Annotated in this window: 23 protein-coding genes; all 23 read left to right on the forward strand. The window is 37.8% G+C overall.

Annotation, left to right across the window (positions count from 1 at the left end; genetic code table 11):
• Nucleotide 1: 1 nt before the first annotated feature.
• The 23 genes from H4J57_RS05890 (at nt 2) to H4J57_RS06000 (ending at nt 25,510) form a co-directional block, all read left to right on the forward strand.
• Nucleotides 2–910, forward strand: coding sequence for an ExeA family protein (locus H4J57_RS05890; protein ID WP_182215554.1), 909 nt, complete (start codon nt 2–4; stop codon nt 908–910).
• Nucleotides 907–2,061: a lipopolysaccharide assembly protein LapB gene (locus H4J57_RS05895; RefSeq protein ID WP_182230503.1), complete on the forward strand. Its 1,155-nt coding sequence runs from the start codon at nt 907–909 to the stop codon at nt 2,059–2,061. The genes H4J57_RS05890 and H4J57_RS05895 overlap by 4 nt, the downstream gene beginning before the upstream one ends.
• Before the next feature lie 2 nt (nt 2,062–2,063).
• Nucleotides 2,064–3,779, forward strand: coding sequence for a GspE/PulE family protein (locus H4J57_RS05900; protein WP_182242230.1), 1,716 nt, complete (start codon nt 2,064–2,066; stop codon nt 3,777–3,779).
• 14 nt (nt 3,780–3,793) lie between these two features.
• A complete protein-coding gene (locus H4J57_RS05905) occupies nt 3,794–5,029 on the forward strand; it encodes a type II secretion system F family protein (RefSeq protein WP_182242231.1) in 1,236 nt (411 codons plus the stop codon).
• Nucleotides 5,030–5,168: 139 nt separating this feature from the next.
• The gene (locus H4J57_RS05910) at nt 5,169–5,702 is read left to right on the forward strand and encodes a hypothetical protein (protein WP_182221271.1); all 534 of its coding nucleotides are present in this window, start codon (nt 5,169–5,171) and stop codon (nt 5,700–5,702) included.
• Nucleotides 5,703–5,841: 139 nt separating this feature from the next.
• Nucleotides 5,842–6,438 (forward strand): type II secretion system protein, encoded by a 597-nt coding sequence (locus H4J57_RS05915; RefSeq protein ID WP_182242232.1) that lies wholly within the window; start codon nt 5,842–5,844, stop codon nt 6,436–6,438.
• 44 nt (nt 6,439–6,482) lie between these two features.
• Nucleotides 6,483–6,977 carry a type II secretion system protein gene (locus H4J57_RS20255; RefSeq protein WP_182242233.1) on the forward strand — a complete coding sequence of 165 codons (495 nt, stop codon included), beginning with the start codon at nt 6,483–6,485 and terminating at the stop codon, nt 6,975–6,977.
• Nucleotides 6,978–7,062: 85 nt separating this feature from the next.
• A complete protein-coding gene (locus H4J57_RS20260; protein WP_182242234.1) occupies nt 7,063–7,572 on the forward strand; it encodes a type II secretion system protein in 510 nt (169 codons plus the stop codon).
• Nucleotides 7,573–7,610: 38 nt separating this feature from the next.
• On the forward strand, nt 7,611–8,102 hold the full coding sequence (locus H4J57_RS05930) for a type II secretion system protein (RefSeq protein WP_182242235.1): 492 nt from the start codon (nt 7,611–7,613) through the stop codon (nt 8,100–8,102).
• A 1-nt stretch (nt 8,103) separates the two neighbouring features.
• Nucleotides 8,104–8,646 carry a prepilin-type N-terminal cleavage/methylation domain-containing protein gene (locus H4J57_RS05935; protein WP_182242236.1) on the forward strand — a complete coding sequence of 181 codons (543 nt, stop codon included), beginning with the start codon at nt 8,104–8,106 and terminating at the stop codon, nt 8,644–8,646.
• Nucleotides 8,646–9,446, forward strand: a complete 801-nt coding sequence (locus tag H4J57_RS05940; protein ID WP_182242237.1) for a PilW family protein — start codon at nt 8,646–8,648, stop codon at nt 9,444–9,446. The genes H4J57_RS05935 and H4J57_RS05940 overlap by 1 nt, the downstream gene beginning before the upstream one ends.
• Nucleotides 9,436–9,948 (forward strand): hypothetical protein, encoded by a 513-nt coding sequence (locus H4J57_RS05945; RefSeq protein ID WP_182242238.1) that lies wholly within the window; start codon nt 9,436–9,438, stop codon nt 9,946–9,948. Before H4J57_RS05940 ends, H4J57_RS05945 begins: the two co-directional genes overlap by 11 nt.
• 191 nt (nt 9,949–10,139) lie before the next feature.
• Nucleotides 10,140–10,658 (forward strand): PEP-CTERM sorting domain-containing protein, encoded by a 519-nt coding sequence (locus H4J57_RS05950; RefSeq protein ID WP_182242239.1) that lies wholly within the window; start codon nt 10,140–10,142, stop codon nt 10,656–10,658.
• Between the two features lie 711 nt (nt 10,659–11,369).
• Nucleotides 11,370–12,413 (forward strand): rod shape-determining protein, encoded by a 1,044-nt coding sequence (locus H4J57_RS05955; RefSeq protein ID WP_070375565.1) that lies wholly within the window; start codon nt 11,370–11,372, stop codon nt 12,411–12,413.
• Nucleotides 12,414–12,549: 136 nt separating this feature from the next.
• Nucleotides 12,550–13,470: a rod shape-determining protein MreC gene (gene mreC / locus H4J57_RS05960; protein WP_070375566.1), complete on the forward strand. Its 921-nt coding sequence runs from the start codon at nt 12,550–12,552 to the stop codon at nt 13,468–13,470.
• Nucleotides 13,457–13,936: a rod shape-determining protein MreD gene (gene mreD, locus H4J57_RS05965; protein ID WP_070375567.1), complete on the forward strand. Its 480-nt coding sequence runs from the start codon at nt 13,457–13,459 to the stop codon at nt 13,934–13,936. Before mreC ends, mreD begins: the two co-directional genes overlap by 14 nt.
• Before the next feature lie 36 nt (nt 13,937–13,972).
• Complete coding sequence (locus tag H4J57_RS05970; RefSeq protein WP_182215530.1) at nt 13,973–14,590, forward strand: nucleoside triphosphate pyrophosphatase; 618 nt, start codon at nt 13,973–13,975, stop codon at nt 14,588–14,590.
• Nucleotides 14,587–16,053, forward strand: coding sequence for a ribonuclease G (gene rng / locus H4J57_RS05975; protein ID WP_182175473.1), 1,467 nt, complete (start codon nt 14,587–14,589; stop codon nt 16,051–16,053). The genes H4J57_RS05970 and rng overlap by 4 nt, the downstream gene beginning before the upstream one ends.
• 194 nt (nt 16,054–16,247) lie before the next feature.
• Nucleotides 16,248–20,189 (forward strand): YhdP family protein, encoded by a 3,942-nt coding sequence (locus H4J57_RS05980; RefSeq protein WP_182242240.1) that lies wholly within the window; start codon nt 16,248–16,250, stop codon nt 20,187–20,189.
• Nucleotides 20,182–21,018 (forward strand): carbon-nitrogen hydrolase family protein, encoded by an 837-nt coding sequence (locus tag H4J57_RS05985; protein WP_182215527.1) that lies wholly within the window; start codon nt 20,182–20,184, stop codon nt 21,016–21,018. Before H4J57_RS05980 ends, H4J57_RS05985 begins: the two co-directional genes overlap by 8 nt.
• A 26-nt stretch (nt 21,019–21,044) precedes the next feature.
• Nucleotides 21,045–22,484: a metalloprotease TldD gene (gene tldD, locus H4J57_RS05990; protein ID WP_182175476.1), complete on the forward strand. Its 1,440-nt coding sequence runs from the start codon at nt 21,045–21,047 to the stop codon at nt 22,482–22,484.
• A 257-nt stretch (nt 22,485–22,741) separates the two neighbouring features.
• A complete protein-coding gene (locus H4J57_RS05995) occupies nt 22,742–22,993 on the forward strand; it encodes a hypothetical protein (RefSeq protein WP_182221264.1) in 252 nt (83 codons plus the stop codon).
• A gap of 75 nt (nt 22,994–23,068) precedes the next feature.
• On the forward strand, nt 23,069–25,510 hold the full coding sequence (locus H4J57_RS06000; protein WP_182242241.1) for a TonB-dependent receptor: 2,442 nt from the start codon (nt 23,069–23,071) through the stop codon (nt 25,508–25,510).
• Nucleotides 25,511–25,571 lie beyond the last annotated feature (61 nt).

Consider the following 25,571-nt stretch of genomic DNA (forward strand, 5'->3'; position numbering starts at 1 on the left):
TATGTACCTTTACCACTTTGGTTTAACGGAACTTCCGTTTACATTAACACCAAATACTGCATTTTATGTAGGGTTAGAGCCGCATAACGAGGCGTTAGCTGTCTTACTAACCGCGCTAAAAACAGGTGAAGGCTTTATAAAAGTTATCGGTGAAGTCGGTACGGGTAAAACCCTACTTTGCCGTAAACTGCTTAATGAAATACCTGAACATTTTGTAACCGCTTATATTCCTAACCCTTATTTAAAACCTGATGAATTACGACGAGCGGTGGCGGTTGAATTAGGTATCAAACAAGCACAGCGAATGTCAGTGCAATTGCTTACTCAACGTATTCAACAGCGATTATTAGAACTTCATTTAGCCGGTCATTCGGTAGTGCTTATACTTGATGAAGCACAAGCTTTACCAGAAGAAAGCCTTGAGGCTTTACGCTTATTTACTAATTTGGAAACTGAAACACGTAAACTTTTGCAAGTTGTGCTGTTCGCACAACCAGAATTAGATGAGCGCTTAGCGACGAAAAGATTTAGGCAGTTAAAGCAACGTATCACTTTTTCTTATAAATTACGTGCGATGACAGCGCCAGAAGTTCAACGTTATATTCAACATCGTATGCAAGTTGCTGGCTATAAAGGTGCTTCTTTATTTAGTGCCGCCATATCGAAGAAGGTGGCGAAAGTTAGTTTAGGGATCCCACGTTTAGTTAATGTGTTATGTCATAAAATGTTGATGTTAAGTTATGGCCAAGGTCAATATCAGATAACGAACAAGCATTTATCTGTAGCGATAGAAGATACCGAAGCAACAACTCAAGCGAGCAATGTTAAAGGCTATTTAAGTATTACGGGTCTGATCATTTCAGCCATCTTAATCGTCTATGTTTTAAAAAATTATGGAGTGATAGCTTGAGCGTAATTAACCAGATGTTAAAAGATTTAGATCAGCGTAAAGCTGAACAACAAGGTTCGAGTGATTTTACCGTACCTGTTTCTTCAGCGTCCTTAAATAAAAAAACTGTTTTTATCAGTTTACTGGTCATTATTTTATTAAACATTTGCGGTATTTTTGTTTGGCAAATGTATGTTGAAAACCAAACATTAAAAATGTCTAATTCTTCAGAAATCAATCGAGTTGGGAAAAAAGCCGAGCAAGATCAAGTCGTAATAAGTGAACACTTAGCGCAACCACCGAACAGCACTGAACCAGTAAACATGACCCAAAATAGCGTTGTAGCATCTAAACAGGCTAGTTTGAATAATAATTTGAAAAGAGAACAGCTAATTCAAGTTGACTTAAACCAAGCTAATTTAGCTGAAACTCTGTCTCAGAATATTACAACCGAAGAAGCGCCCAGTAAGATTGATGCACCAGAGACAAAAAATAGTGGCTTAGTGAATGACTCAAATATTCAACAAGCGTCAATTGACTCTTTAGCGCCAGTAGCGAAAAAATCAACATTAACAATATCTCGAAAAGCACTAACGCCTTATCAACTTGCTGAGCAAAAATTAAAACGTGCTGAGCAAGCGCTTGCCAACAATGATATTTCTAAAGCAGAGACTATGTTCGAAGATGTATTATTAGTTCTGCCAACACATAAAACAGCGAGAAAACATTTAGCGGCTTTATGGTTTGGCCGTCAATCTTATGCTGCTGCGTTAAACTTACTTTCTCAAGGCATTAACTTATCCCCTGATGATAGCGAATTTCGGGTGATGCAAGCTCGAATTTATTTACAGCAAAACAGACTACAACAAGCATTCGCCACTTTAAATAATATGCCGAATGTCAATGATGTTATTAATGTCGAATATCAGAGTTTACGCGCAACAACAGCGCAGCAACTTAAGGAATTCACATTTTCTGCACAAGCCTACCAAATTTTAGTTAATATCGAACCTACTTCGGGGCGATGGTGGTTAGGCTTAGGCGTAGCTTTGGACAGTAATAGTGAATTTAAGCAAGCAAGTACAGCGTATCAAAACGCATTAACTAAAACAGGGTTATCTGCAAGCGCTGAGAATTTTGCCCGTCAGCGTATTATCGAGTTGGGAGAATAATTATGGCAGCACCTAAATTAAAAATGCGCCTAGGCGATTTATTAGTACACGAGCATATCATTACTAATGAACAATTAATGCAGGCACTGAATAGCCAGAAAGCGACAGGACGAAAACTAGGTGATACCTTAATTGAACTTGGCCACATCGGCGAGCGTCAATTACAAGAGTTCTTAGCGCAACAGCTTAATGTTCCTTTCTTAGATATTAGTCAACGTCGAATTCCCAATGAAGTTGCTTCATTATTACCAGAGGTTCATGCACGTCGTTTACGCGCGTTAATCATTGAAGACGAAGGTGAAAGTGTCTTGCTAGGGATGAGCGATCCTGCTGATTTAAGTGGTCTAGACCAGCTTGAAAGAATGCTTGCTCCGAAAAAAATAAACCTTGCCGTAGTCATGGAGTCACAGCTTTATCAAGCATTTGATGGCTTGTATCGACGCACAGCAGATATAGAATCATTCGCCAGTCAGTTAGAAGAAGAGTATGAACAAACCACTGATTTTGATTTATCATCAACATTTTCAGATGACAGCGGTGATGCAACGGTTGGTAAATTATTACAATCGGTCTTTGAAGATGCGGTGCAGATGCGTGCCTCTGATATCCATATTGAGCCAGATGAAAATCTATTGCGCATTCGTCAGCGAATAGATGGAGTATTACAAGAAAATATATTAAAAGAAAATAAAATTGCCTCAGCCATGGTTTTACGATTGAAACTAATGGCTGGCTTAGATATTTCAGAAAAACGTTTACCACAAGATGGCCGTTTTAATCTTCAAATTAAAGGCCATAATATTGATGTGCGTATGTCTACTATGCCAGTACAGTACGGTGAATCGGTCGTTATGCGATTACTTGACCAGTCTGCAGGTTTGCTGTCTCTCGATAAAATTGGAATGCCTGCCGACTTAGTCGCCCGTGTTCGTCACCAAATTACCCGGCCACATGGTATGGTGCTAGTTACAGGGCCAACAGGTAGTGGTAAAACAACAACTTTGTATGGCGCGTTAACCGAACTTAACCAAGCGAGTAAAAAAATTATTACCGTGGAAGACCCCGTAGAATATCGTCTACCTCGGATAAATCAGGTGCAAGTGGCACCAAAAATCAATTTAAATTTTTCAACCGTGCTACGTACTGCGCTTCGTCAAGATCCCGATATTATTATGGTTGGCGAAATGCGTGATCAAGAAACGGTCGAAATTGGTTTACGTGGCGCATTAACAGGTCACTTAGTGTTATCAACACTGCATACCAATGATGCCATTACCAGTGCCTTACGATTAATTGATATGGGTGCGGCGGGTTTTCTTGTTGGTAGTTCATTACGCGCGGTGATTGCACAACGTTTAGTACGCAAGGTCTGTGAATACTGTCTTGAAGATCATTCGCCAGACAGCCAAGAAATGATGTGGTTGACTCATCTTGCTGGTGATGAAGCCACAACAGCCAATTATAAAAAAGGTCGTGGCTGTCGGTCATGCCAGTATACAGGTTATAAAGGACGTATAGGTGTATTCGAATTATTAGAAATGAATGATGCGATGATGGCGGCTTTAAAACGTGATGATGCAGAGGCATTCACTGAATTAGCAAAAGCTAATCCTACTTTCACACCAATAGCACAAGCTGCATTTAATTATGCTAAACAGGGTATTATTAGCGCAGAAGAAGTACTTCGTTTAGTTGATAGTATTGACGTTCAGGGTTAAGAGTAGACTTACTTATGGCTATATTTAGTTACGTAGGCAGAAATGCTAGCGGCTCACAAGTTAAAGGGACAATAGAAGCAACAAACGCTAATACAGTTGCTGAGCAATTATCACGTCAAGGCATTATTCCCGTTGCTATTAATAAATCAAAAGATAGTGGTTCAACTGATATAACAAATATAGATATTGGTGATTTACTGGGCTTTTCTGTTATATCACTGGATGAACTCATTGTATTTTGTCGACAAATGTATGCACTTGTTCGTTCGGGGGTTCCAATATTACGCGCGATCAACGGTATGGCAGAATCAAGTACATCTGCTAAATTAAAAGTTGCTTTAACTGATATTGGTAGTCAATTAGAAGGGGGCTACACCCTTTCAACCGCTTTAAGTAAATACCCAAAGCTTTTCTCACCTCTATTTGTTTCGTTAGTCCATGTTGGTGAGAATACTGGACAGCTAGATGGTTCGTTCTTAAAGTTGGCCAATTATCTTGAACGAGAGCAAGACACTCGTAAACGAATAAAAACCGCCTTACGTTATCCAAGCTTTGTCCTTGGCGCCATTGTAATTGCCATGGTTATTTTGAATATTTTTGTTGTTCCTACATTTGCAAATATGTTTGCAAAATTAGGCGCGGACTTACCCGTGACTACAAAAATGCTAATTGCCAGTTCGAATTTCTTTTTAAACTACTGGCCTCATCTGCTTGTAGGAAGTGTATTTGGCTTCTTTGGCCTTAAAAATTATTTAAAAACTAAGCGTGGTATGTATTTATGGGACCGGTTAAAAACAAAAATACCGGTTGTCGGAGGTGTGATTGAAAGGTCTATTCTGTCACGATTTTCCCATACATTCGCCATTGTACTTAAAGCAGGTGTTCCTTTAACAACAGGATTGACCTTAGTTGCAGACGCCGTAGATAACACTTATATGCGAGATAAAATTTTAGCCATGCGCGGTGGTATTGAAAGTGGAGATAGTTTATTGCGCTCAGCCAATGCCAGTAAGTTATTTACGCCTCTCGTTTTACAAATGGTGGCTGTTGGCGAAGAAACCGGTCGAGTAGACGAGCTTCTAGAAGAAGTTGGTGATTACTATGAACGCGAGGTTGATTACGAGCTGAGTACGTTAACGGCTCGTATTGAGCCGATAATGATCGCTATTGTTGCCGCTATGGTATTGGTGCTTGCATTGGGTATATTTACTCCAATGTGGGACATGATGTCGGCCTTTAAAGGTAAATAGTGTTTGTCTTTAATTGTTACGTTTGATTATTATCAATGTAATGAGCCTATGACTTGAAACGTAGATCAATTTAGCTGGTTGATTTAATCGTTGAGGTATTTATAGCCTAATAATTTTTATGGACTAAGTTAGTTATAATATGACATTACAACAGGTAAGTGCTAAAAAGGGTAAGTCGTTAGCTGAAAACCTGATCATACTCGCTATGATTGGCTTACTTATGGCGACATTCCTCTATTATTTTTTTAAACAAGAGCAGCATTTATCACGTGTAGGTTTTGATTCTGTTGCCAATACATTTTCCGCACGAGTTATAGGTATTCATGCGCAATGGTTTATGGATAATAAACCTAGCTGGGTCTTGATCAAAGAAGCAACAGCAGTCAATGGCGATCGCGAAAATAATCGCATTGCCGTAAACAAATTGGGTTGGGTTGATATAGCCACTGTAAATAGCCTAAGTAATGAAAACGAGTGTCAGAAAATATGGCAACAAGTGTTAGCAACACCTATGATTTATATAAAACAGCCTATTTCAGCAGTAATAGTCAATATAAAAACTAATCAAGTGGGCCAGCAACAAAAATATCTTTGCCAATATAGCTTACCTTCGGGTGAATATTTTGAATATCACCCAAGCAACGGTAAGGTTACTGAAATAAAAATACATTAATAAAAAGTAGTGAATTTGTTTTATATACGTTAATAATGCTATAAAAGTACACTAAGTAAGTGACTTTATTAGTAAATCGTTGTTAGAATCAATTTATAACACTAGTCAAAGCGCTAGCAAAACGATAGAAGAGGTTGTGATGAAAAAACAAGCAGGTTTTACACTCATTGAATTAGTCATTGTTGTGGTTATTTTAGGTTTCTTAGCGGTAACGGCCATTCCTAAATTTATTGATTTAACTGATCAAGCTAAACAAGCCAATATCGAAGGTATGGCAGGTGGTTTTGCAACAGGTATTTCTCTAGCTAGAGCTCAGTGGGAAGCTGAAGGGCGCACGACTACTGGCACAAATAACACCACAGTTTATGATGGTGTGAGTCTAACATTAACCACTGAAGCAGCAGGTGTACGTCCCGGTTATGTAACGGGTTTAACCGATGGGGCAACATTAGGTGGTGGCTTCGACGCAGCTAACTGTAAAGAAATTTGGGATAATATTTTTCAACAACCTCCAACACTAAAAACATATGCAGATTTAGACAATACAACAAATTATATTGTTGCTGAAACAGGTGATGCCGCTGACTCACATTGTATATATTATTTAAAAGAAACATTGAACAAAGACGCAACAACGGGTGATTTTGTTGACCCAGGCGTAGCAAATATAGGCAACAATTTTACCTATTATCCTGCGACTAGTCGTGTAGAGATTAATATTGCAGTAATAAACTAATCGTTAGATAGATAAGAATTTAAAATTAAATTAAAAGGTAAATTATGAAAAAATTACAAAAGCAAGCCGGTTTTACGTTAATTGAATTAGTTATCGTTATCGTTATTTTAGGTATTTTAGCAGCAACAGCAGCACCTAAGTTTATTGATTTGACTGGAGATGCCAAAAAATCAGTAATTCAAGGGACGCAAGGTAACATTAATTCAGCGATGAATCTGGCTCATGCTAAAGCTATCGTTTTAAGTCAAACTGGGTCTACAGGGGAAATTGTTATTAATGGTGAGTATTATGCTCTAATTTATGGCTACCCTACTGTAGTAGGAGCAACAGCTGATGGTACCACGGGCAAAGGCTGGGGCATTGATAAATTAGTTGATTTAAGTAACGGTTCTAATATTAGTTACGCTACTGGCGTATTCAGTCATAATGATGCGGCCGATTCAACAAAATGTAAAGTAACTTATGCAGACGCCTCTGGCACAGGTACTCCAACTGTTGTCACCCCTGCCAGTGCAAGAATTGATGTTACTGATTGTTAGAGTGCTCTTGATTAGATTTTAATCTTTTAAAGGGGAGCTATGCTCTCCTTTTTTGTTTTATATTTAAAAAGTCAGGTAAAGAGTAATGAGAACCAAAGGATTTAGCTTAATAGAATTAGTCGTTGTTATCGTAATTTTAGGTATTCTTGCTGCTACGATTGCACCAAAGTTTATTGATTTAAGTGCTGCTGCTCGAACCGCAACCCTAGAAGGTGTAAAAGCTTCTGTTCAAGGTGCCTCTTCTTTAGTACATAGTAAATCTTTAATTGCAGGCAATCAAAATAATGCAAAAACAGATACTCCAACACCATCTATCACTTTATCATCTGGGACCTCAATAGCACTTAGCTATGGATACCCTACTGTACCAGGCCCCTTTTCCTCACCCAATACTCTAGTTTATTGGAACGCGTTAATTGATATTGATGAAAGCTTTAACATTATTCCCGACATCCAAGTAGGGGTCTTAATTATATATCCAATTGATGCTTATCCTGATAATTATCCCGATCCTAATAGTCCGTGTGTTGTTGTATATAATGAAGTCTCAGCAAAATTTGGCCTTCCTGACATTAAAATAAATGAGTGCATTTAAGTTATTACACATTAGGCTTATAAACTATGGTTTGATTTATGAAAAGTAATTTTTTGTTAAAAAATGGGAAGTTTTCTCAATATTCAGGTTTTACTTTAATTGAGTTGGTCATTGTGATGATCATGATAGGCATCCTCTCCGTAACAGTTATTCCTAAAATATTTACCTCTAGTGGCTACGAAGAAATTGGCTACCAAGCTGAAACTGTAGATAAATTGCGTGCTATCCAATTAAGAGCCATGCAAGATACTTCGGCTATCCAATGTTTATTAGTTTATGTGACCAAAAAAAAACTAGGTATCCCAGATAGCAATTGCAGTCCGCCAATTTTTTTATCGAATACAGAGCCAAGTAGTACCATAGTAAAAATAAGTGAACAGTCGTTAAGCTTTGATGATCATAATGGTGGTTATAGTTTTACTTTTGATCAAATGGGACGGCCAGATCAAGCAAGGACCATAAATATACAAGGTGGCGAACAGACTCTGATTATTACTATTAATGCTGAGGGCTATATCAGTGCGAATTAATATGAGTAAGCAAAATATTGTTATTAAAAAACATGCAGGCTTCACTTTGGTTGAGCTCATTGTTGGTATCGTTGTGTTATCTATTTCTTTTTCTATACTAACCACATTACTTTATCCGCTAGCAAATAAAAGTGCCGAGCAAGTTCACCAAATCAGAGCAGCTGAATTAGGTCAATCGATGATCAATGAAATCATTGGTCGAGCTTTTGACGAAAATTCTGATATGTCAGGAGGTTTTATCCGTTGTGGTGAGTCTGGGGTCAGTTGTTCTGCCATTGGCGCTGATAGCGGCGAAAGCAGGGCTGGTTATGACGATGTTGACGATTATGATGCTATTAATTTTGGTGATACTTTAGAGAACTCGTTAGGTGAAGATATTTCTACTCAATATGTTGGCTTTTCAATGGACGTTAAGGTGATTAATGATGCCAATTACGACGGCAATAGCACAGGAGATAATTCAACCGCTAAATTAATTACTGTCACTGTACGTACTCCACAAAATTTTGATTTCGTATTCTCTGTTTATAAAGTGAACTTCTAATGGCCAATATTTCTATGCAGAAAAAGCAAGCTGGTTTTACGCTAATAGAGTTGGTAACTGTCATTGTTATTTTAGGTGTTTTATCAATAGGGTTAAGTAGCTTTTTAAAGTTTGGGGCACAGATTTTTATTGAAGCGACAGACCGAAATCAAATATTGTCGTCAGCCCGATTTGCAATCGAGCGTATAAATCGAGAGTTAAGAGGCGCTGTACCCAACAGCGCAAGAATTTTATTTAATGGTTGTTTAGAGTTTACCCCTATAGCAAAAAGCTTTGTCTATGTTGATATACCGGTTACACCTGAGCCTGATGCTAATGTTGTTACACTAGTACCTACTGATACTTCATTCACCGCTGAAGAGGATGATAATTATTCTGTGGTGGTTTATCCATTAAATAGTGATGATGTTTATCAAACGATTAATAGTAAAGTATTTCCATTAAAGTCAGGGAATTTCAATGGCAGCGGATCTCCTCATACATTAACGTTTTTTAATGATATTAGCTTTGCCGAAGACTCTACTACTCAACGACTTTTTATTAGCAAGAAAGCGGTGATGTACTGCCATGAGAATAACAATGAATTAGTACGTTACGATATAGATAGTCATAATTCTGATGGTAGTATTAGTGGTCAAAGTACGGGTATGTTAATGGCTGAAGATTTAATTACTGCTACTTTTAAAGCTGGGACAGGCTCACGTCAACGAAATGGTACTATTGAATTAGATTTCGAATTTTCTCGTAACAATGAAACAATTCATTTTAACAATGAAGTACAGGTGCCTAATGTTCCTTAATCATGTGGGTCAGCAACTATTGCTAACAAAAACTATAACTCATTGTAAAGTTAAAAAAACTCAACAAGGTAGTGCTTTAGTTATTGCGATATTTATTATTATCGTGATGACAGTCTTAGGTTTGGCGCTTGTTCGTATGTTAAACACTAGTGCAGAATCTGTTGCCTATGAAGTGATGGGTACTCGCGCTTACGCGACAGCACAAATCGGGGTTCAGTGGGGGGGGCGAGAAATTTTTCCTCTAGGTACCGGTGCGTCTCGCCATTGTGATGGCAGTACGGTTTCAGTGAACAATAACAGCTTTGTGTCTCCGCAAACGTTAAATCCCCCTAGTGGTATAAGTAATAATGACGGCTTAGCTAATTGTCAAATAAGCTCTTTAATCTGTAAAGATTTAAAATACGATGGCGTAGCATATTTTACGATTACTAGTACAGGGCAATGTAATGTTGGTGGGATAATTACTTCACGAACGATTGTAATAGAGGCCCGTAGCTTATAAGCTCTAAATACTTTGATTACTATTGCTGTATTGTATAATGTGTTAATATTCTTTACACAATATAATTCTTACAGTTAATTGATTTTTATAATTTACCTTTAAAACAACATGTTGTATTTATGGCTCGTTAATTGCATTTTATTTATATAGTAAGATTTTTTACTGCCATTCTTCATTAATTAGGATTTATAATGATTAAGTTAATTAGCCAGTTTTTAGTTGTTTTATTATTTATCACTGCCGGTGTGGCAAACGCTACTCTTATCACTGCGGATCTGACTGAAAATAATTATATTAATTATAAAGGTCTTGATTGGGCTTGGGCTTCTCCGGTAAATGTAGAGGTGTACGGTTCGAATAGACTATATTCTCCAACTCTTCATGAGGGGTGGAGATTTGCTTCTGAAAATGAATTAATTATTTTAAAAACAGAATTAACTCTTCAAGATTTCACTGGTATTGATGAAAGTGGTAATGAATTTACTATTCAAGCCATTGAATATTGGAATACACATTATGTTCGCTTTAATATCGAAGATTTTAATAATGACTGGGTAAATAGTAGTTGGACAATAACGCCTAATATTGATTGGAACTATGAAACATTCTACGTACGTGATACGCCATCGGATGTACCTGAACCATCTACTATCTTGATTTTTGCTATTGCGTTAATCGCTATATCTTTGAGAAAACGCGTGATTAAATAATTTGAATGCGCAGTGAATAAAATTAAAAACAGCCTCGTCAATGCGGGGCTTTTTATTGCCTTAAAATAATTATATAGGACCTATATTAGGCTCGCTAAATTTATTTGAAAAGATGTGCCGATAAAAAATAGTTGGCTTTTAAGCCGAACATTCATCTTTATTCATTAGTCATCATGAAATTTTATTCACCGATAAATATGATTAATTAGCATGGTTATCTCGTGGTAAAATGCTGAAATTTATTAAATAGGTTATCTAAAAAGATTGATTTTTAATTCGAAGCGAGTACAAAAATATTTTGTCATTTTATGGTAATAATTAGGGAACTATTGGTGTTGAATACAAGACTAAAGATTGGCGAAAGTGTAACTGCAACGCAAAGTAAGTAACATAACCGATAAACGTAATTGTGCAATTGTAACATTTTGCCCAAATCGAGAAAATGTTACTATGACTTTTTAACAAGAATGAGGGATTTAATACATTATTGATTAACAATTCCCTCAATTTTGGCTTAGTCATTAAAAATATGCTAAAAAAGTGATGTTTTTTATCATTCAAACAACACAAATTTGAAACACTCAGGTATGATTAGCCAATATAATATATTATTAACAAACTTGACAAAATGCTCATTGATTAACTCAATGCTTTGTTGAGAATAAAAGAGATTAATTCTCTTTTTATAACACTTTAGGATATTTAGATCTTATGTTTAAAAAATTACGCGGCATGTTTTCTAATGATTTATCAATAGATTTAGGAACGGCGAACACTCTTATTTATGTAAAAGACCAAGGCATCGTTTTGAATGAGCCTTCGGTAGTTGCTATTCGCCAAGACCGCTCTGGTGGTTCAAAAAGTGTAGCCGCAGTAGGTTCTGCTGCAAAACAAATGCTGGGCAGAACGCCAGGTAATATTGAAGCTATTCGCCCAATGAAAGATGGTGTTATCGCTAACTTTTTTGTTACTGAAAAAATGCTGCAATACTTTATTAAACAAGTTCACAGTAATAATTTTTTACGCCCAAGTCCTCGTGTACTTGTTTGTGTTCCTTGCGGCTCTACTCAAGTTGAACGTCGCGCTATTCGTGAGTCTGCACTTGGTGCTGGCGCCCGTGAAGTTTATCTTATTGACGAACCAATGGCTGCGGCTATTGGTGCAGGTATGCCAGTTTCAGAAGCTACAGGTTCGATGGTAGTTGATATTGGTGGTGGTACCACTGAAGTCGGTATTATTTCATTGAACGGTGTGGTTTATTCTTCTTCTGTACGTATCGGTGGCGATAAGTTTGACGATGCCATTATCAATTACGTACGTCGTAACTTTGGTAGTTTAATTGGCGAAGCAACCGCTGAGCGTATTAAACATGAAATTGGTTCAGCCTACCCAGGTGAAGAAGTATTAGAAATTGAAGTACGTGGCCGTAACTTAGCTGAAGGTGTTCCTCGTAGTTTTACGTTGAACAGCAATGAAATATTAGAAGCACTACAAGAACCACTAACCGGCATTGTTAGTGCTATTATGGTTGCTTTAGAGCAAGCGCCACCAGAACTAGCCTCTGACATTTCAGAACGTGGTATGGTACTTACTGGTGGTGGCGCATTATTACGTGACTTGGATCGTTTATTAATGGAAGAAACTGGCATTCCTGTTGTCGTTGCTGATGATCCACTTACGTGTGTGGCTCTTGGTGGTGGTAAAGCGCTTGAGATGATTGATATGCACGGCGGCGATTTATTCTCTTATGAATAAGTAACCTTCCGTCTGTCGTTGTAGGGTAAATTTAGCGGGTAGAAGTACTTATTGACTGATGTCATCTTGTATCTATTACTTAAATTTACCTATGTAGTTTAACGATGACCATTCCCTAAATAAATTTTAGGTTTATATGAATCCAATATTTAAACATGGCCCTTCCCCTCAGCACCGACTCTTGTTGGTGCTGTTTTGTTCTGTGTCTTTAATTTTTTTCGATCACAAAATGAATAGCTTTGAAAATATTCGAGGTTATTTACAGTCTCTGGTCAGCCCCTTACAGTATTTAGCGACGACTCCTAAGCAAGTCATGACTTGGGCTGCCGAAAATATTGTTACGCGGCGACAACTACTCAGTGATAACCAGCAATATAAAGTTGAAGAATTGCGTTTTCATCAACAACTATTAGAACTTGAAATTATCAAGAAAGAAAATAAGCGGTTGCGTTTATTACTGGCGTCGCCGATACGTGGTGAAGTAAAGAAAATGGTCGCTGAAATAATATCAGTCGACTCTGATCCGTATAGTCAGCAAGTCGTTATTAACCGTGGCAGTGATGATGGTGTCTTTGAAGGTCAACCTGTTATTGACGATGAAGGTATTGTTGGGCAAGTATTACATGTGGGTATTAATAGTAGTCGGGTTATTTTAATTACTGATGTCACTCACGCCGTACCTGTTAGAGTTAGTCGAAATGGTGTGCGTTTAGTCGCTTCAGGAACAGGACAAATAGACAGATTAACCCATAATTTTGTGCAACACAGTACGGATGTTCGCACGGGTGATTTATTAGTAACTTCAGGTCTTGGTGATAAGTACCCTGAAGGGTATCCTGTTGCACGAGTGACCAAAGTTTCACAGAATGATGCAAATGCCTTTGCTTTAGTACAAAGTCAGCCGGTCGCTAAAATTGATCGATTACGCTATTTATTATTGCTGTGGCCTGAAAAAGCATCAGAGATTTTTGCGCCTTCGCAAAAAGTAGTAACACCAAACGTACCTGATAATAAAAAAAGTGAAGATAACACAGGACTAAATAATGTCGATACGTAACCTTTTGATTATTATTTTTACTACGGTTATCGCTTTAATCGCCAGCATTATGCCATTACCCCAGAGTATTGATGTTTTTCGTCCAGACTGGGTGTTAGTGGTATTAGTATACTGGTGCTTAGCCTTACCCGCGCGTGTTAATGTTATAACCGCTGGTTTTGTTGGCTTATTACTTGATGTTTTACTGGGGTCTATTCTCGGTGTGCACACGATGGCGATGGCTCTTGCTGTTTATATTATCGCGGGCAACTTTCAAAAAATTAGAAATTTCTCTGTTTGGCAACAATCACTCATTGTTGGTGTTTTATCGGCGTTATATCATTTAATTGTTTTTTGGATGCAACGGTTTTTAACTGATGCCGTGTTCCTACCTAGTTATTTATATCCGGTGATCACAACTATTGTACTGTGGCCTTGGGCGTTTTTATTATTAAGAAAAGTACGTCGTCACTTTCGTATTACTTAACCCCTGTTATTGACCCGTTAACTGAGTAATTTTTCTATGAAGCCTGTTTTAATTTTAGCGTCACAGTCACCACGAAGAAAAGAATTACTTAGCCAACTGGGTTATCAATTTCAAACTATTTCTGCTGATATCGATGAAAGCATCATCGACAATGAATCACCAAGCGATTATGTGTTACGTTTGGCGATTGAAAAAGCGACAGTAGTCTCAAAAAATCAAGTAGCAGGCAGTGTCGTGCTCGGTTCTGATACTAGCGTTATTTTCGACAATCATATTCTTGGTAAACCTGAGAATATTGCAGCATGCTGTCAACAACTGCTAATGTTATCAAACAACACTCACCAAGTACTGACCGCCATTGCCGTTGTAAAAAACAAACAAATATTATCCGCGGTTATTTCTACGGATGTTACCTTTAAAAAATTGTCTGTTGAAGAAATTAAGCGCTACTGGCATACCGGTGAACCTCAAGATAAAGCAGGCTCGTACGGTATTCAAGGTATTGGTGGACAATTTGTGACACAAATTAAAGGTAGTTATTCTGCTGTAGTCGGTTTACCTTTATATGAAACAGCAAAATTATTGGCTGAGTTAGGTTTACCTACCCCTGTTCAAGACCAAACAAGCCCCCTCAGCGACGGAGAAATTTTATGAGCGGTGAATTACTGATTAATGTAACCCCAAGTGAAACTCGAGTTGCGCTAATAGAAAATGGCGTATTGCAAGAAGTTCATGTTGAACGTGAATCTCGTCGTGGTTTGGTTGGCAATATTTATCTAGGTAAAGTTATTCGGGTTTTACCGGGTATGCAAGCAGCCTTTATTGATATTAATTTAGAAAAAGCCGCGTTCTTACATGCTTCAGACATCAACACTAAACTCATTATTAGTAATGACGATTTGCCCGCTGACCACGTACCTGACATTAGAGCGTTAGTGCATGAAGGCCAGCAAATTGTGGTTCAGGTCATTAAAGATCCACTGGGCACCAAAGGAGCGCGCTTAACCACAGATATTACCGTAGCCGCTCGATATTTGGTGTTAATGCCAAATGCTAATCATGCGGGCATATCACAACGTATTGAATCTTCAAAAGAGCGCAATCGTCTCAAAGATATTATTACGCCATATTGTAGTGAGGAACACGGCTTTATTGTTCGAACGGCTGCTGAAGGTGCTGATGAAAAAGAATTAAAACATGATGCTGAATTTTTACGTCGTGTCTGGAAAAAAGTGCAAGACCGTAAAAAAAGAAAGCAAATGAAAGCGCCTATCTATCAAGATCTTTCATTAGCATTTCGTGTACTCCGTGATTTTGTTGGTATTGATCTTGAACGAATTCGTATCGATTCAAAACTGACTTTTGAGCAGTTGCGGGAATTTACCGAAGAATTTGTCCCTAATTTAACCCCTTTTTTAGAAAATTACCCAGGGGAGCGACCAATCTTTGACTTGTTTGATGTCGAAAATGAGATACAAAGAGCGTTGCATAGAAGAATTGAATTGAAGTCGGGTGGTTACTTAATTATTGATCAAACCGAAGCGATGACCACGATTGATATAAATACCGGTGGATTTGTCGGCCATCGTAATCTAGAAGAAACTATTTTTAATACTAATTCAGAAGCCACACAAGTCATTGCTCGACAGTTGAGACTGAGAAATCTAGGTGGCATCATTATTGTCGATTTTATTGACATGAACAGTGCCGAGCACCAAAAACGTGTGTTACACAGTTTAGATGTAGCGATGGCGAAAGATAATGTTAAATACAGTATTAGTAAGTTTTCTAAGCTCGGCTTAGTAGAAATGACCCGTAAACGTACCCGAGAGAGTTTAGAACATATATTATGTGGCGAATGTTCAGTGTGTTCAGGTCGAGGGCATTTAAAAACTGTTGAAACCGTTTGTTTTGAAATTTTGCGTGAAATAGTACGAGTAAATCGCGCCTATGATTCAGATAAATTTACTGTTTATGCTTCTTCTGCAGTAAGTGAATCACTAATTAATGATGAATATCATCACCTTGCTGAGTTAGAAGTTTTCATCGGTAAGCAAATTAAAGTTCAGACAGAAACCATGTATAATCAAGAGCAGTTTGATGTGATTATGATGTAATTAAAAACTATCGATAAAGGCCATTAGGGTCTTATTGTTACTTAAACTTAGGTTTATAGTTCCAGACTAAACCTAAGTACCTACATCCGTGTAGGCAATTTAGTATGTTGGCTTCAAAACCTGATTTGACGGTAAATAAATCAATCACCGTAAGTTAAAAATTAAGATAATTAAGTGTGTAGTAAATTCATTTTATGAGTATTTCAGCTTTTTCGAATCGTTGGTTAAATCGACTGTATAAAGTATTGGCAATTTTGTTGGTGCTTTTTGCGGTACTGATCAGTGCGTTTCGTTTATCTTTGCCCTACGCACATAATTTTCATCAAGACTTACAATATTATCTCAATGAAACTTATGACAGCAATGTAAGCATAGGCTCGTTGAGCATGGAGTGGGAGGTTGACGGGCCGACGATAGTTGTTGAAAAAGTCAATGTACTAGATACTCAAACCGCTAATATATTTGTGTCTCGCATGGAATTGACTGTTGATTTCTGGGGAAGCTTACGCCATCAAAAATTGATTTCTCAAGATATAACCTTAGCAGGTGTACAAGTTTTTTTTGATAAAGCATTATTAACGTCAAAAGATCAAAACGCGGAAGATAGTTCGGTTATTGCTACCATCAGCGATGTATTGTTTCAGCAAATTAATCGCTTTTCATTAATAAACAGTAATATCACCATACAAGATGAGTCAAAAACGCGAACCTTTTTAGTCGACCAACTTGCTTGGGTCAATAACGGTAATCATCATCGAGCTACGGGTAGTATGCTTATTGACGGGCTAACATCTAATAATATTAAATTTAATCTTGATGCATCAGGACAAGACCTTCGTGATTTAAGTGGTCAACTATACTTTGAAGCGAATAAGCTTAATGTAACTCCGTGGCTAGATACTGTTTTTGCTATCGAAAATGACAAAACTTATTCATCGGTTAATTTTAGTGCTTGGTATACCTTAAACAAAGGCAAAGCCAACAGATTACAAATCGCATTAGGCGATAATGAAGTGAGTTGGCTTTTTAAAGATGAATTACACAGTATTCGTATCGACGAAGGTAATATCTTGGTTGAAAATTTTGACGATGCTAAAAATATAAACACTACGACCACACCATTACAGTTCTACACCAACAATAAGGCTTGGCAGCCATTAACCATCAACACGAAAAGAACGGCCAATGGCCTACTTACGTATATTTCTTCATTAGAGCTGTTTGGTTTAGCTGACCTTTATCCACTTTTTTCTGGCCACCCAGAAAGTGAAACATTATTAAATGATCTTGCTCCGGTTGGACAGATAACCGACGTTTACTTGCTCAATAATGACGATGATATTAAAGCCGTAGCGCAATTTTCGGATGTTACCTCTTCGTTTAGTCAAGGGATCCCCGGCGTTGAAAATGTCAGTGGTGAACTTACCTTCACTCAAAAAAACTTGCAGGTTAAGTTGTTAGCTCAAAATGGAGAGCTAGATTTTGACCAACACTTTCTTTATCCCATTCCATACCAATCGATTGCTGCACAAGTTAATGTCGACTTTAATCATGCTGAACTATTAGTGAAAGTTCAGCAAATCGAAATGATATCAGAACAACTTAATGCTACCGCCGATGTAGAAATTAAAGCGCTAGAAGATGAAACAATCACGATGGCATTACTCGCTAATGTGCATCAAGGTGACGCTAAGCTCGCAAACTATTTTTACCCACATCTATTGATGGGACAGGAGCTGGTCGATTACTTAAACTTAGCCATCATTGACGGTGAATTCGCACAAGCTCAAGTGCTTTTTAATGGGCCACTCGATAAATTCCCATTTGAAGATAATAGCGGTATTTTTGTTGTTAATGCAGAATTGGTCAAGAGTAAATTTCAGTTTGATCCAAGTTGGCCGGTGATTAATGATTTTGATGCTAACTTAAATTTCACTAACAACAGCATGCTAATTACGGGTCGAGGTGGCGAGCTTACTGGCATAGACGTTACCGGTGTTAAGGTTGCTATTGATGATTTAGCTGGCCAACAAATATTAACGGTTGCCGCGAATTTTAAAGATACCCAAGCCAATGCAGTAAGTGACTTAATGAACAATAGTCCGTTGGCCGACACGGTTGGAGAGACACTAAACCAGCTACAAGTATCAGAAAATATTTCAGGTAGCTTTGCACTAAATTTACCTTTAAATGATCTTGATAGTGCTGTGGCAAGTGGCAAGGTTGAGTTCAAGAATAATAAAATAGCATTGCAAGCACCTGCCATGAACTTTACGGAAGTGAATGGTGAATTGAGCTACGAAAATGATGTAATAAAGACGCAAGGACTGACATTAAATTGGCGAGAAATGCCCTTAGTACTGAAAGTAGAAGCCCAGGATACTAACCGTAAATATTACCAAACATTGATTAACCTACAAGCGCAGTGGCCAGAAACCGCTTGGAAAAAAGAGCTGCCAGAATTACTTGAAAAATATGGTCAGGGTCTGTTAGCGTGGCAAGGTGATTTAACGCTAAAGATGCACCACCAAGGTGGTTTTAGTTATGAACTCTTACTGGACTCTACTTTAGAAAAGATAGCACTTTCATTACCTGCGCCTTATAAAAAAATAGCCGACGATGTACTTAATGTTGCGGTAAAAGTTTCTGGAGAGGAACATTCATCAGTACTTTACGCACAAATCGGTGATGAGCTAAATTTTTATGGTGAGTTAAATCATAGTAAAGTGCAATTTACTAAAGCACATTTAGTCTTAGGTAATGAACATATGTTATTACCAACGGAAGGCTTTCATATCACGACAAACTTATCTACCGCCTCAGTAACCGAGTGGCAACCGTTAATTTTTGATATTCTTGATGGCATAGAACAAGCATCGGTAAATACAGCTGCAGATAATGTTGCCCTGTTAAGTGGGCCTAAACGTATTAGGGGCAAGGTTGAAAAGCTTAATGTGTTAGGACAAGAATTAACTGACGTCTCTTTTAATCTTAACGATGAAGAGCAATGGTGGTTACTTGAATTGCAAGCCAAAGAAACACGTACCAAAGCTAAGTTTTATCCTGATTGGCATCAACAAGGGATAGAGCTTAATGCTGATTTTATTCATTTAACGGCAGATGATGAACTTGTTAATGAAAACCTTGTTGAGGAACCATCAGCAGAACCGATAAGTAACGATGTTATTTTCGCTAATATTCCGCCTATTCGTGGGAAATGTTCGAGTTGTAGCTATGGAAAATTTGATTTTGGTGAAGTTGATTTTTCTATTGAACGGTCTGCTGTCGATACGTTAACCATTAAAAAATTTACGACTACACGGGGTAAAACACAATTAAGTTTTGATGCCAGTTGGCAACATAATGCCGATGAATCTCAAACCACTATTATAGGCAAATTGAAAGCGAAAAATGTTGATCAAGAAGTCGAGAAATTAGGTTATCCTTCAACGATAAAAGATAGTGAATTGGACATGTACTATAATTTTAACTGGACAGGTAGCCCATTAGATTTTGCGATAGGAAGCTTTAACGGTACAAGCCAAGTTAAACTTTCAGACGGATATTTAGCTGAAGTACCTGATCAAGCCCGAGCATTTTCACTACTCAGTTTACAGTCCTTAGTTCGTAAATTGAAGTTTGATTTTCGAGATATTTTTAGTGATGGTATGTTCTATGATTCCATTAAAGGAGATTTTGAGGTCAAAAATGGCGTTGTTTATACCGATAACACTTTCATGAAAGGTGCGGCAGGCGACTTATCTATAAAAGGTAATACCAACTTAAACGACCAAGTACTCGATTATAAAATGTCTTATAAGCCCAATTTAACCTCAAGCTTACCTGCAATTGCCTGGATAGCGACATTAAACCCATTGACCTTTATTGGTGCTTTGGCTCTTGATGGCGTTATTACCTCGCAAGTTGTTTCAGAATATAAAATTGAAGTTACTGGGCCAATTGACTTACCCGTAGTAAAAGTCGTCGATAAAAAAACCCAAAATATAAAAGTTGGCCGTTCAACACCTCCTGAAGTTATTGATATCATTCCTGATCAGAACAATATCACTCCTGTTACACCAGCAAATAAAACAGAGGGTATAAAAGATCACAAGGAAATAAACCTAGATGGTTAGACTTACGGCAATACAACTATGCTCTGTACCCAATGTTGAAGAAAACCTAGTGAGTATTGAGGCTGAATTAGCTCGATTATCGCCAGTTACTTCGAATGATGAACATATTGTCGTTTTACCTGAGTGTTGTTTGTTCTTTGGAGGAAAAGACGCCGAGCAATTAGCGGTATCTAAACGATCATTAAAAGATAAGCTGGCAACGTTAGCCAAAAAATATCAGGTGCTTTTGGTTGCTGGTAGTATTCCACTAGCAACCTCAGCCAAAATTGAAGATAAGTTTACTAACAGTAGTTGTATTTTTTCACCGCAAGGTCATGAGTTAATACAGTACGATAAAATTCATTTATTCGATGCTAATGTTGAAGATAACGAAAAAAGTTATCGTGAATCTCGCTATACTCAAGCGGGTGATAAAATTTGTTGTTGGCAAGCTGAAAATGTAAATATTGGCTTAACAATTTGTTATGACTTGAGATTTCCTGAACTTTATCGCCAACTTCGCTTGTTAGGTGCTGATGTTATTACGGTACCAAGTGCCTTTACTACAGTAACTGGTCAAGCACATTGGCAAACATTATTACAAGCACGTGCCATTGAAAATCAAGTGTATATTGTAGCTGCAGGCCAACATGGTACGCATCTTAATGGTAGAGAAACATGGGGACACAGTATGATTATCAGTCCTTGGGGAGAAATACTTAGCTGTATAGAGCAAGGTATTGGTAGTATTAGTGTTGAATTTTCCCGTGACGAACTAGACAGAGTAAGAGCAGCAATGCCTGTTACTGAACATAATCAATTTGAAAGCACATTAAAACGCCCAAATTAAATAAATTAATACGATAAGTGAAAAATATGAATAGTGTTGAACGTGAACTTTTAGCCGATAGCCAAATTGACCGAGATCTTTTAGATCAAACGTTAAACAATATATATCAACGAAACATTGATTTAGCCGACTTATACTTTCAGTCGAGCTGTCATGAGTCATGGATGCTAGAAGATGGCATTGTCAAAGAAGGTTCATATAATATTGAACGTGGTGTTGGTGTGCGAGCAATATCAGGCGAAAAAACTGGTTTTGCTTACTCTGATGATATTTCTCCTCTCGCGTTAAAAAAAGCAGCTGATGCCGCTAAAGGTATTGCAAATGCCGACCAAAATGGTCGAGTACTTGCTTTTAAAAATCAAACAGTGAAATCAGTTTATCAAGCCACTGATCCGTTAGGCAGTCTAGCGCAAGAGCAAAAAATCACCTTAATGCATGAAATTGAAGCCCATGCTCGTTCAGTTGATAAGCGTGTTCAGCAGGTTATTGTTAGTTTGTCAGGTGTTTATGAAAAAATATTAGTGGCTGCTAGCGATGGTACTTTTGCTACTGATATACGACCACTGGTTCGCTTAAATTGCTCAGTATTAGTTGAAGATAATGGTAAACGTGAACGTGGCAGTGCTGGCGGTGGTGCTCGAACTGATTATAGTTATTTCTTTGAACTTGAAAATGGTAAAGCACGTTATTTAGCTTATGCCGAAGAAGCGGTTCGTCAAGCTTTAGTCAATGTGGTGGCAATAGAATCTCCAGCTGGCATGTTACCTGTTGTACTTGGTTCAGGTTGGCCGGGCGTGCTATTGCATGAAGCCGTTGGTCATGGTTTAGAAGGTGATTTTAACCGTAAAGGTTCGTCAGCATTTTCAGGTAAAATTGGTCAAAAGGTGACTTCTGATTTATGCACTATTGTTGATGATGGCACAATCCCTAATCGCCGTGGTTCAATTTCAATAGATGATGAAGGAACGCCAGGACAATACAATGTACTGATTGAAAAAGGTATTTTGAAAGGTTATATGCAAGATAAGCATAACGCTAAGCTGATGGGTGTAGCACCTACCGGTAATGGTCGCCGTGAATCTTATGCACATTTACCTATGCCTAGAATGACTAATACTTATATGCTTGCGGGTGAACATGATCCAAAAGATATTATTAAGTCAGTGAAAAAAGGCATTTACGCGCCACATTTTGCTGGTGGTCAAGTTGATATTACCTCTGGAAAATTTGTTTTCACCAGCTCTGAAGCTTACCTTATTGAAAACGGTGAAATTACTTCGCCAATAAAAGGCGCTACGTTAATTGGTAGTGGTCCTGAAGCGATGAAAAATGTCAGCATGGTCGGTAACGACCTGAAACTTGATGCTGGCGTTGGTGTTTGTGGAAAAGATGGACAAAGTATTCCGGTAGGTGTTGGCCAACCTACTTTGAAAATCAATGAAATGACAATTGGTGGCACTCAGTAGTTCATTTCTGAATAAATTACTTTTAAGAAAGTCATCCGCTATTTAGAAATAAATGGCTGATGACTTTTTTTTTGCGCTAGCTATTAAGAGGAATATTTTGGCAAAACATTATAAAAGTAATAACAATCGCTATTTTTATTAACAGGGATTGAAAAACAGTTCTAATTGTTATAATGTAACAACATATGCGTAGTAATCACTTTTTATTTACACAGTTTTTTTCACAGAGTCGGCAATCAATAATAAGTTTATTGATCATGTCTGCATTTCTGTGCGCCACGCTTAGTCATAGTTCGCATGGTGAATTGATACCTGATAATGTTGAATTACAGCAGTGTAAACTGTGTCAGCATAACATTGACACGCCAAAGAATAATATCACCTTAAAACTGGTTAACGTCAGTAATTATCAACAATCCACGCAAACGTTAATTATAGTTAATCGTTACACGCCATTTTATTTGATACCACAGTTACGTGCCCCCCCCTGTTCAATAGATAAAAATTAACACAGTTCAAAAATAAAAATTTTAGGAAATTAGCTTAATCGCTAATCTTCTTTAGATCTATCTATTGGAAAAAAAATGAAATCAATTTATATCAATAAAATTGCACCTTTGTGTGCCTTATCATTATTAATGGTCGGCGCTGCCAGCCATGCTCAAAAATTTTCAGGCGTAGTATTTGATGCCGATGGCAACAGGATTGCGAAAGCTAAAGTTTCTTTGGTTAATACTAAATATAAAGCAGTTACTGACGAAAAAGGCCAATTTACTTTTAGTGACATTGGTGTTGGTAAAGTAGAACTTCATGTTAGTGCTAAAAACTTTAGTCATATCAACGAGTATTTCACCATTACCGATCAAGACATTACCGAGGTGACAATTTCACTGAGCGCTACGGTCATGGAAGTGGTCGATGTTTATGCGACACCTTTGCATTCATCGAGTATTGAGTCGGCCTTGCCAGTAAATGTTATTTCTGGTGACGAGCTGCGTTTAAAGCAAGCATCTACATTAGGTGAAACACTGAAAAATGAAGTGGGTGTACATTCAAGTTATTTTGGCCCAGTTGCAAGTAGTCCTATTATTCGTGGTATGGATGGACCAAGAGTGTTAATCACACAAAATGGTTTAGACGTAGGGGATGCATCTCGTGTAGGACCAGACCACGCGGTTGCAGCCGAAGCTGGTACTGCCCAACAGGTAGAAGTACTTCGTGGGCCGTCAACGCTTTTTTATGGCAGTGGTGCGATAGGTGGTGTGGTGAATGTCGTTGATAATCGAGTACCTACAAATATTGATAATCAGGTCGATTATTTACTTAAGCATAATGATGTTGCAGATGAAAGTGAAGCAACACTCAATATAAACACAGGGTACAAAAGTTTAGCCGTTCATCTTGATGCGTTTTGGCGTGAATCTAATGATTATAAGATCCCAGGCTATGCGACTGCAGAAGAAGACGATGATGAACATGAAGAAGGCCATGATGAACATGAAGGCGAAGAAATTAAAGGTATTCTAGAGAACAGTGCCTCGAAGTCATCAGGTTTTACCCTGGGTTCAAGTTATTTGTTTGACGCAGGATATATTGGCTTTTCGTATGGCCGAATGGAAAGAACTTACGGTATTCCTGGGCATTCAGAACACGGTGAAGAAGAACATGAAGAAACAGGAACTGAAATCAGTGAAGAAGGCGCTGTTTTTGGTGATTTAGTACAAGACAGATATCAACTATTGAGTGAAATTAGTTTTGAAGACAGTTTTATTAATCGTGTAATGAGTAAAGCAGCTTACACAGATTACCAACATCAAGAAATTGAAGGAGGAGAAGTCGGTACTCAATTTAATAATGAGATGTTAGAAACACGCTTTGATCTTTATCATCAAGCCGTTAACGGTTGGAAAGGTGCATGGACATTGCATTATAAAGAAAATGATTTTAATGCGATTGGAGAAGAAGCATTCACGCCTCCTTCAAACACAGAATCAATTGCTATTGCTTGGCTTGAAGAGAAACACATAGACGATGTTTTATGGCAATTAGGTATACGTGCCGAACATGTAACCTTGAGTGCAAATAGTGAAGTTGAATCACACGATGAACATAGCGATGAACTAGGCAGCCATGAAGAAGAGTCGCATTTTAATAAACAGAGCTTTACGCCTATAAGTGCGTCTTTAGGTGCTGTATGGGAATATTCAACGGGTTATAATTTAGGATTTTCTGCTGCGTTTTCTCAGCGAGCACCTTCAGCGAGTGAATTGTTTTCGAATGGTGCTCATATCGGCACGAATACTTATGAAGTTGGGGCATTGTTTGAGGTACATGAAGAAGACCATGAATTACATGTAGACCTGTCTGATCAAAATGTTGAGTTAGAGACAGCTTATAATCTAGATCTTACTTGGAGAAAATTTGAAGGCGACTTTGGTTTTGTTGCCAGTGCTTTTTATAATCATATTGACGATTATTATTATCAAGCGAATACTGGGCTATTTGCAGAAAGCGGCCATGATAGTCACGATGAAGCCATTGAAGAAAACCATGAGGAGGAAACTGCCGGTTTGCCCGTTTATGTATTCCAACAAAATAATGTGGTGATGTATGGTGTAGAAGCTGAGTTTTTTTATCAGGTAGCACCTTCACTTAAAGCGACGCTATTTACTGATTATATTCGTGCAAAGCTTACTGATAATAACAATGATAATCTACCTAGGATCCCGCCAATGCGCGTTGGTGGTCAATTAAATTATATGACCGATAAGTATTCAGCAGAGCTAAGTGCAACACATTACTTTAAACAATCAGATACAGCGGTATTAGAAAGTGAAACAGACGGCTATACTATGCTAGATGCTAACTTTAATTACTTTATTAATAATGTTGGCGACGATATGGTGGCATTTTTAAAAGTGAATAATATTACAGATGAAGAAGCACGAGTACATACGTCATTTCTCAAAGGTGTTTCACCATTACCGGCACGAGGGTTTACGGTTGGTATTAGAGGAAGTTTTTAAGCAGTAGAATAATAGCTTTGTAGATGAGGCCAAGGCTTCATCTACAAAGTATGTTTAACGA

It is taken from the genome of Colwellia sp. BRX8-7 (assembly GCF_014077275.1).
Taxonomy (GTDB): Bacteria; Pseudomonadota; Gammaproteobacteria; order Enterobacterales; family Alteromonadaceae; genus Colwellia_A.

Coding starts and splice junctions, on each gene's coding strand:
- H4J57_RS05985 (WP_182215527.1), top strand. CDS start 20,182: ATGGTTAGACTTACGGCAATACAACTATGCTCTGTACCCAATGTTGAA.
- H4J57_RS20255 (WP_182242233.1), top strand. CDS start 6,483: ATGAAAAAATTACAAAAGCAAGCCGGTTTTACGTTAATTGAATTAGTT.
- H4J57_RS05950 (WP_182242239.1), top strand. CDS start 10,140: ATGATTAAGTTAATTAGCCAGTTTTTAGTTGTTTTATTATTTATCACT.
- H4J57_RS05955 (WP_070375565.1), top strand. CDS start 11,370: ATGTTTAAAAAATTACGCGGCATGTTTTCTAATGATTTATCAATAGAT.
- mreC (WP_070375566.1), top strand. CDS start 12,550: ATGAATCCAATATTTAAACATGGCCCTTCCCCTCAGCACCGACTCTTG.
- H4J57_RS05980 (WP_182242240.1), top strand. CDS start 16,248: ATGAGTATTTCAGCTTTTTCGAATCGTTGGTTAAATCGACTGTATAAA.
- H4J57_RS06000 (WP_182242241.1), top strand. CDS start 23,069: ATGAAATCAATTTATATCAATAAAATTGCACCTTTGTGTGCCTTATCA.
- H4J57_RS05935 (WP_182242236.1), top strand. CDS start 8,104: ATGAGTAAGCAAAATATTGTTATTAAAAAACATGCAGGCTTCACTTTG.
- H4J57_RS05940 (WP_182242237.1), top strand. CDS start 8,646: ATGGCCAATATTTCTATGCAGAAAAAGCAAGCTGGTTTTACGCTAATA.
- H4J57_RS05930 (WP_182242235.1), top strand. CDS start 7,611: ATGAAAAGTAATTTTTTGTTAAAAAATGGGAAGTTTTCTCAATATTCA.
- H4J57_RS05970 (WP_182215530.1), top strand. CDS start 13,973: ATGAAGCCTGTTTTAATTTTAGCGTCACAGTCACCACGAAGAAAAGAA.
- H4J57_RS05945 (WP_182242238.1), top strand. CDS start 9,436: ATGTTCCTTAATCATGTGGGTCAGCAACTATTGCTAACAAAAACTATA.
- H4J57_RS05890 (WP_182215554.1), top strand. CDS start 2: ATGTACCTTTACCACTTTGGTTTAACGGAACTTCCGTTTACATTAACA.
- H4J57_RS05900 (WP_182242230.1), top strand. CDS start 2,064: ATGGCAGCACCTAAATTAAAAATGCGCCTAGGCGATTTATTAGTACAC.
- H4J57_RS05910 (WP_182221271.1), top strand. CDS start 5,169: ATGACATTACAACAGGTAAGTGCTAAAAAGGGTAAGTCGTTAGCTGAA.
- H4J57_RS20260 (WP_182242234.1), top strand. CDS start 7,063: ATGAGAACCAAAGGATTTAGCTTAATAGAATTAGTCGTTGTTATCGTA.
- tldD (WP_182175476.1), top strand. CDS start 21,045: ATGAATAGTGTTGAACGTGAACTTTTAGCCGATAGCCAAATTGACCGA.
- H4J57_RS05995 (WP_182221264.1), top strand. CDS start 22,742: ATGTCTGCATTTCTGTGCGCCACGCTTAGTCATAGTTCGCATGGTGAA.
- rng (WP_182175473.1), top strand. CDS start 14,587: ATGAGCGGTGAATTACTGATTAATGTAACCCCAAGTGAAACTCGAGTT.
- mreD (WP_070375567.1), top strand. CDS start 13,457: ATGTCGATACGTAACCTTTTGATTATTATTTTTACTACGGTTATCGCT.
- H4J57_RS05905 (WP_182242231.1), top strand. CDS start 3,794: ATGGCTATATTTAGTTACGTAGGCAGAAATGCTAGCGGCTCACAAGTT.
- H4J57_RS05915 (WP_182242232.1), top strand. CDS start 5,842: ATGAAAAAACAAGCAGGTTTTACACTCATTGAATTAGTCATTGTTGTG.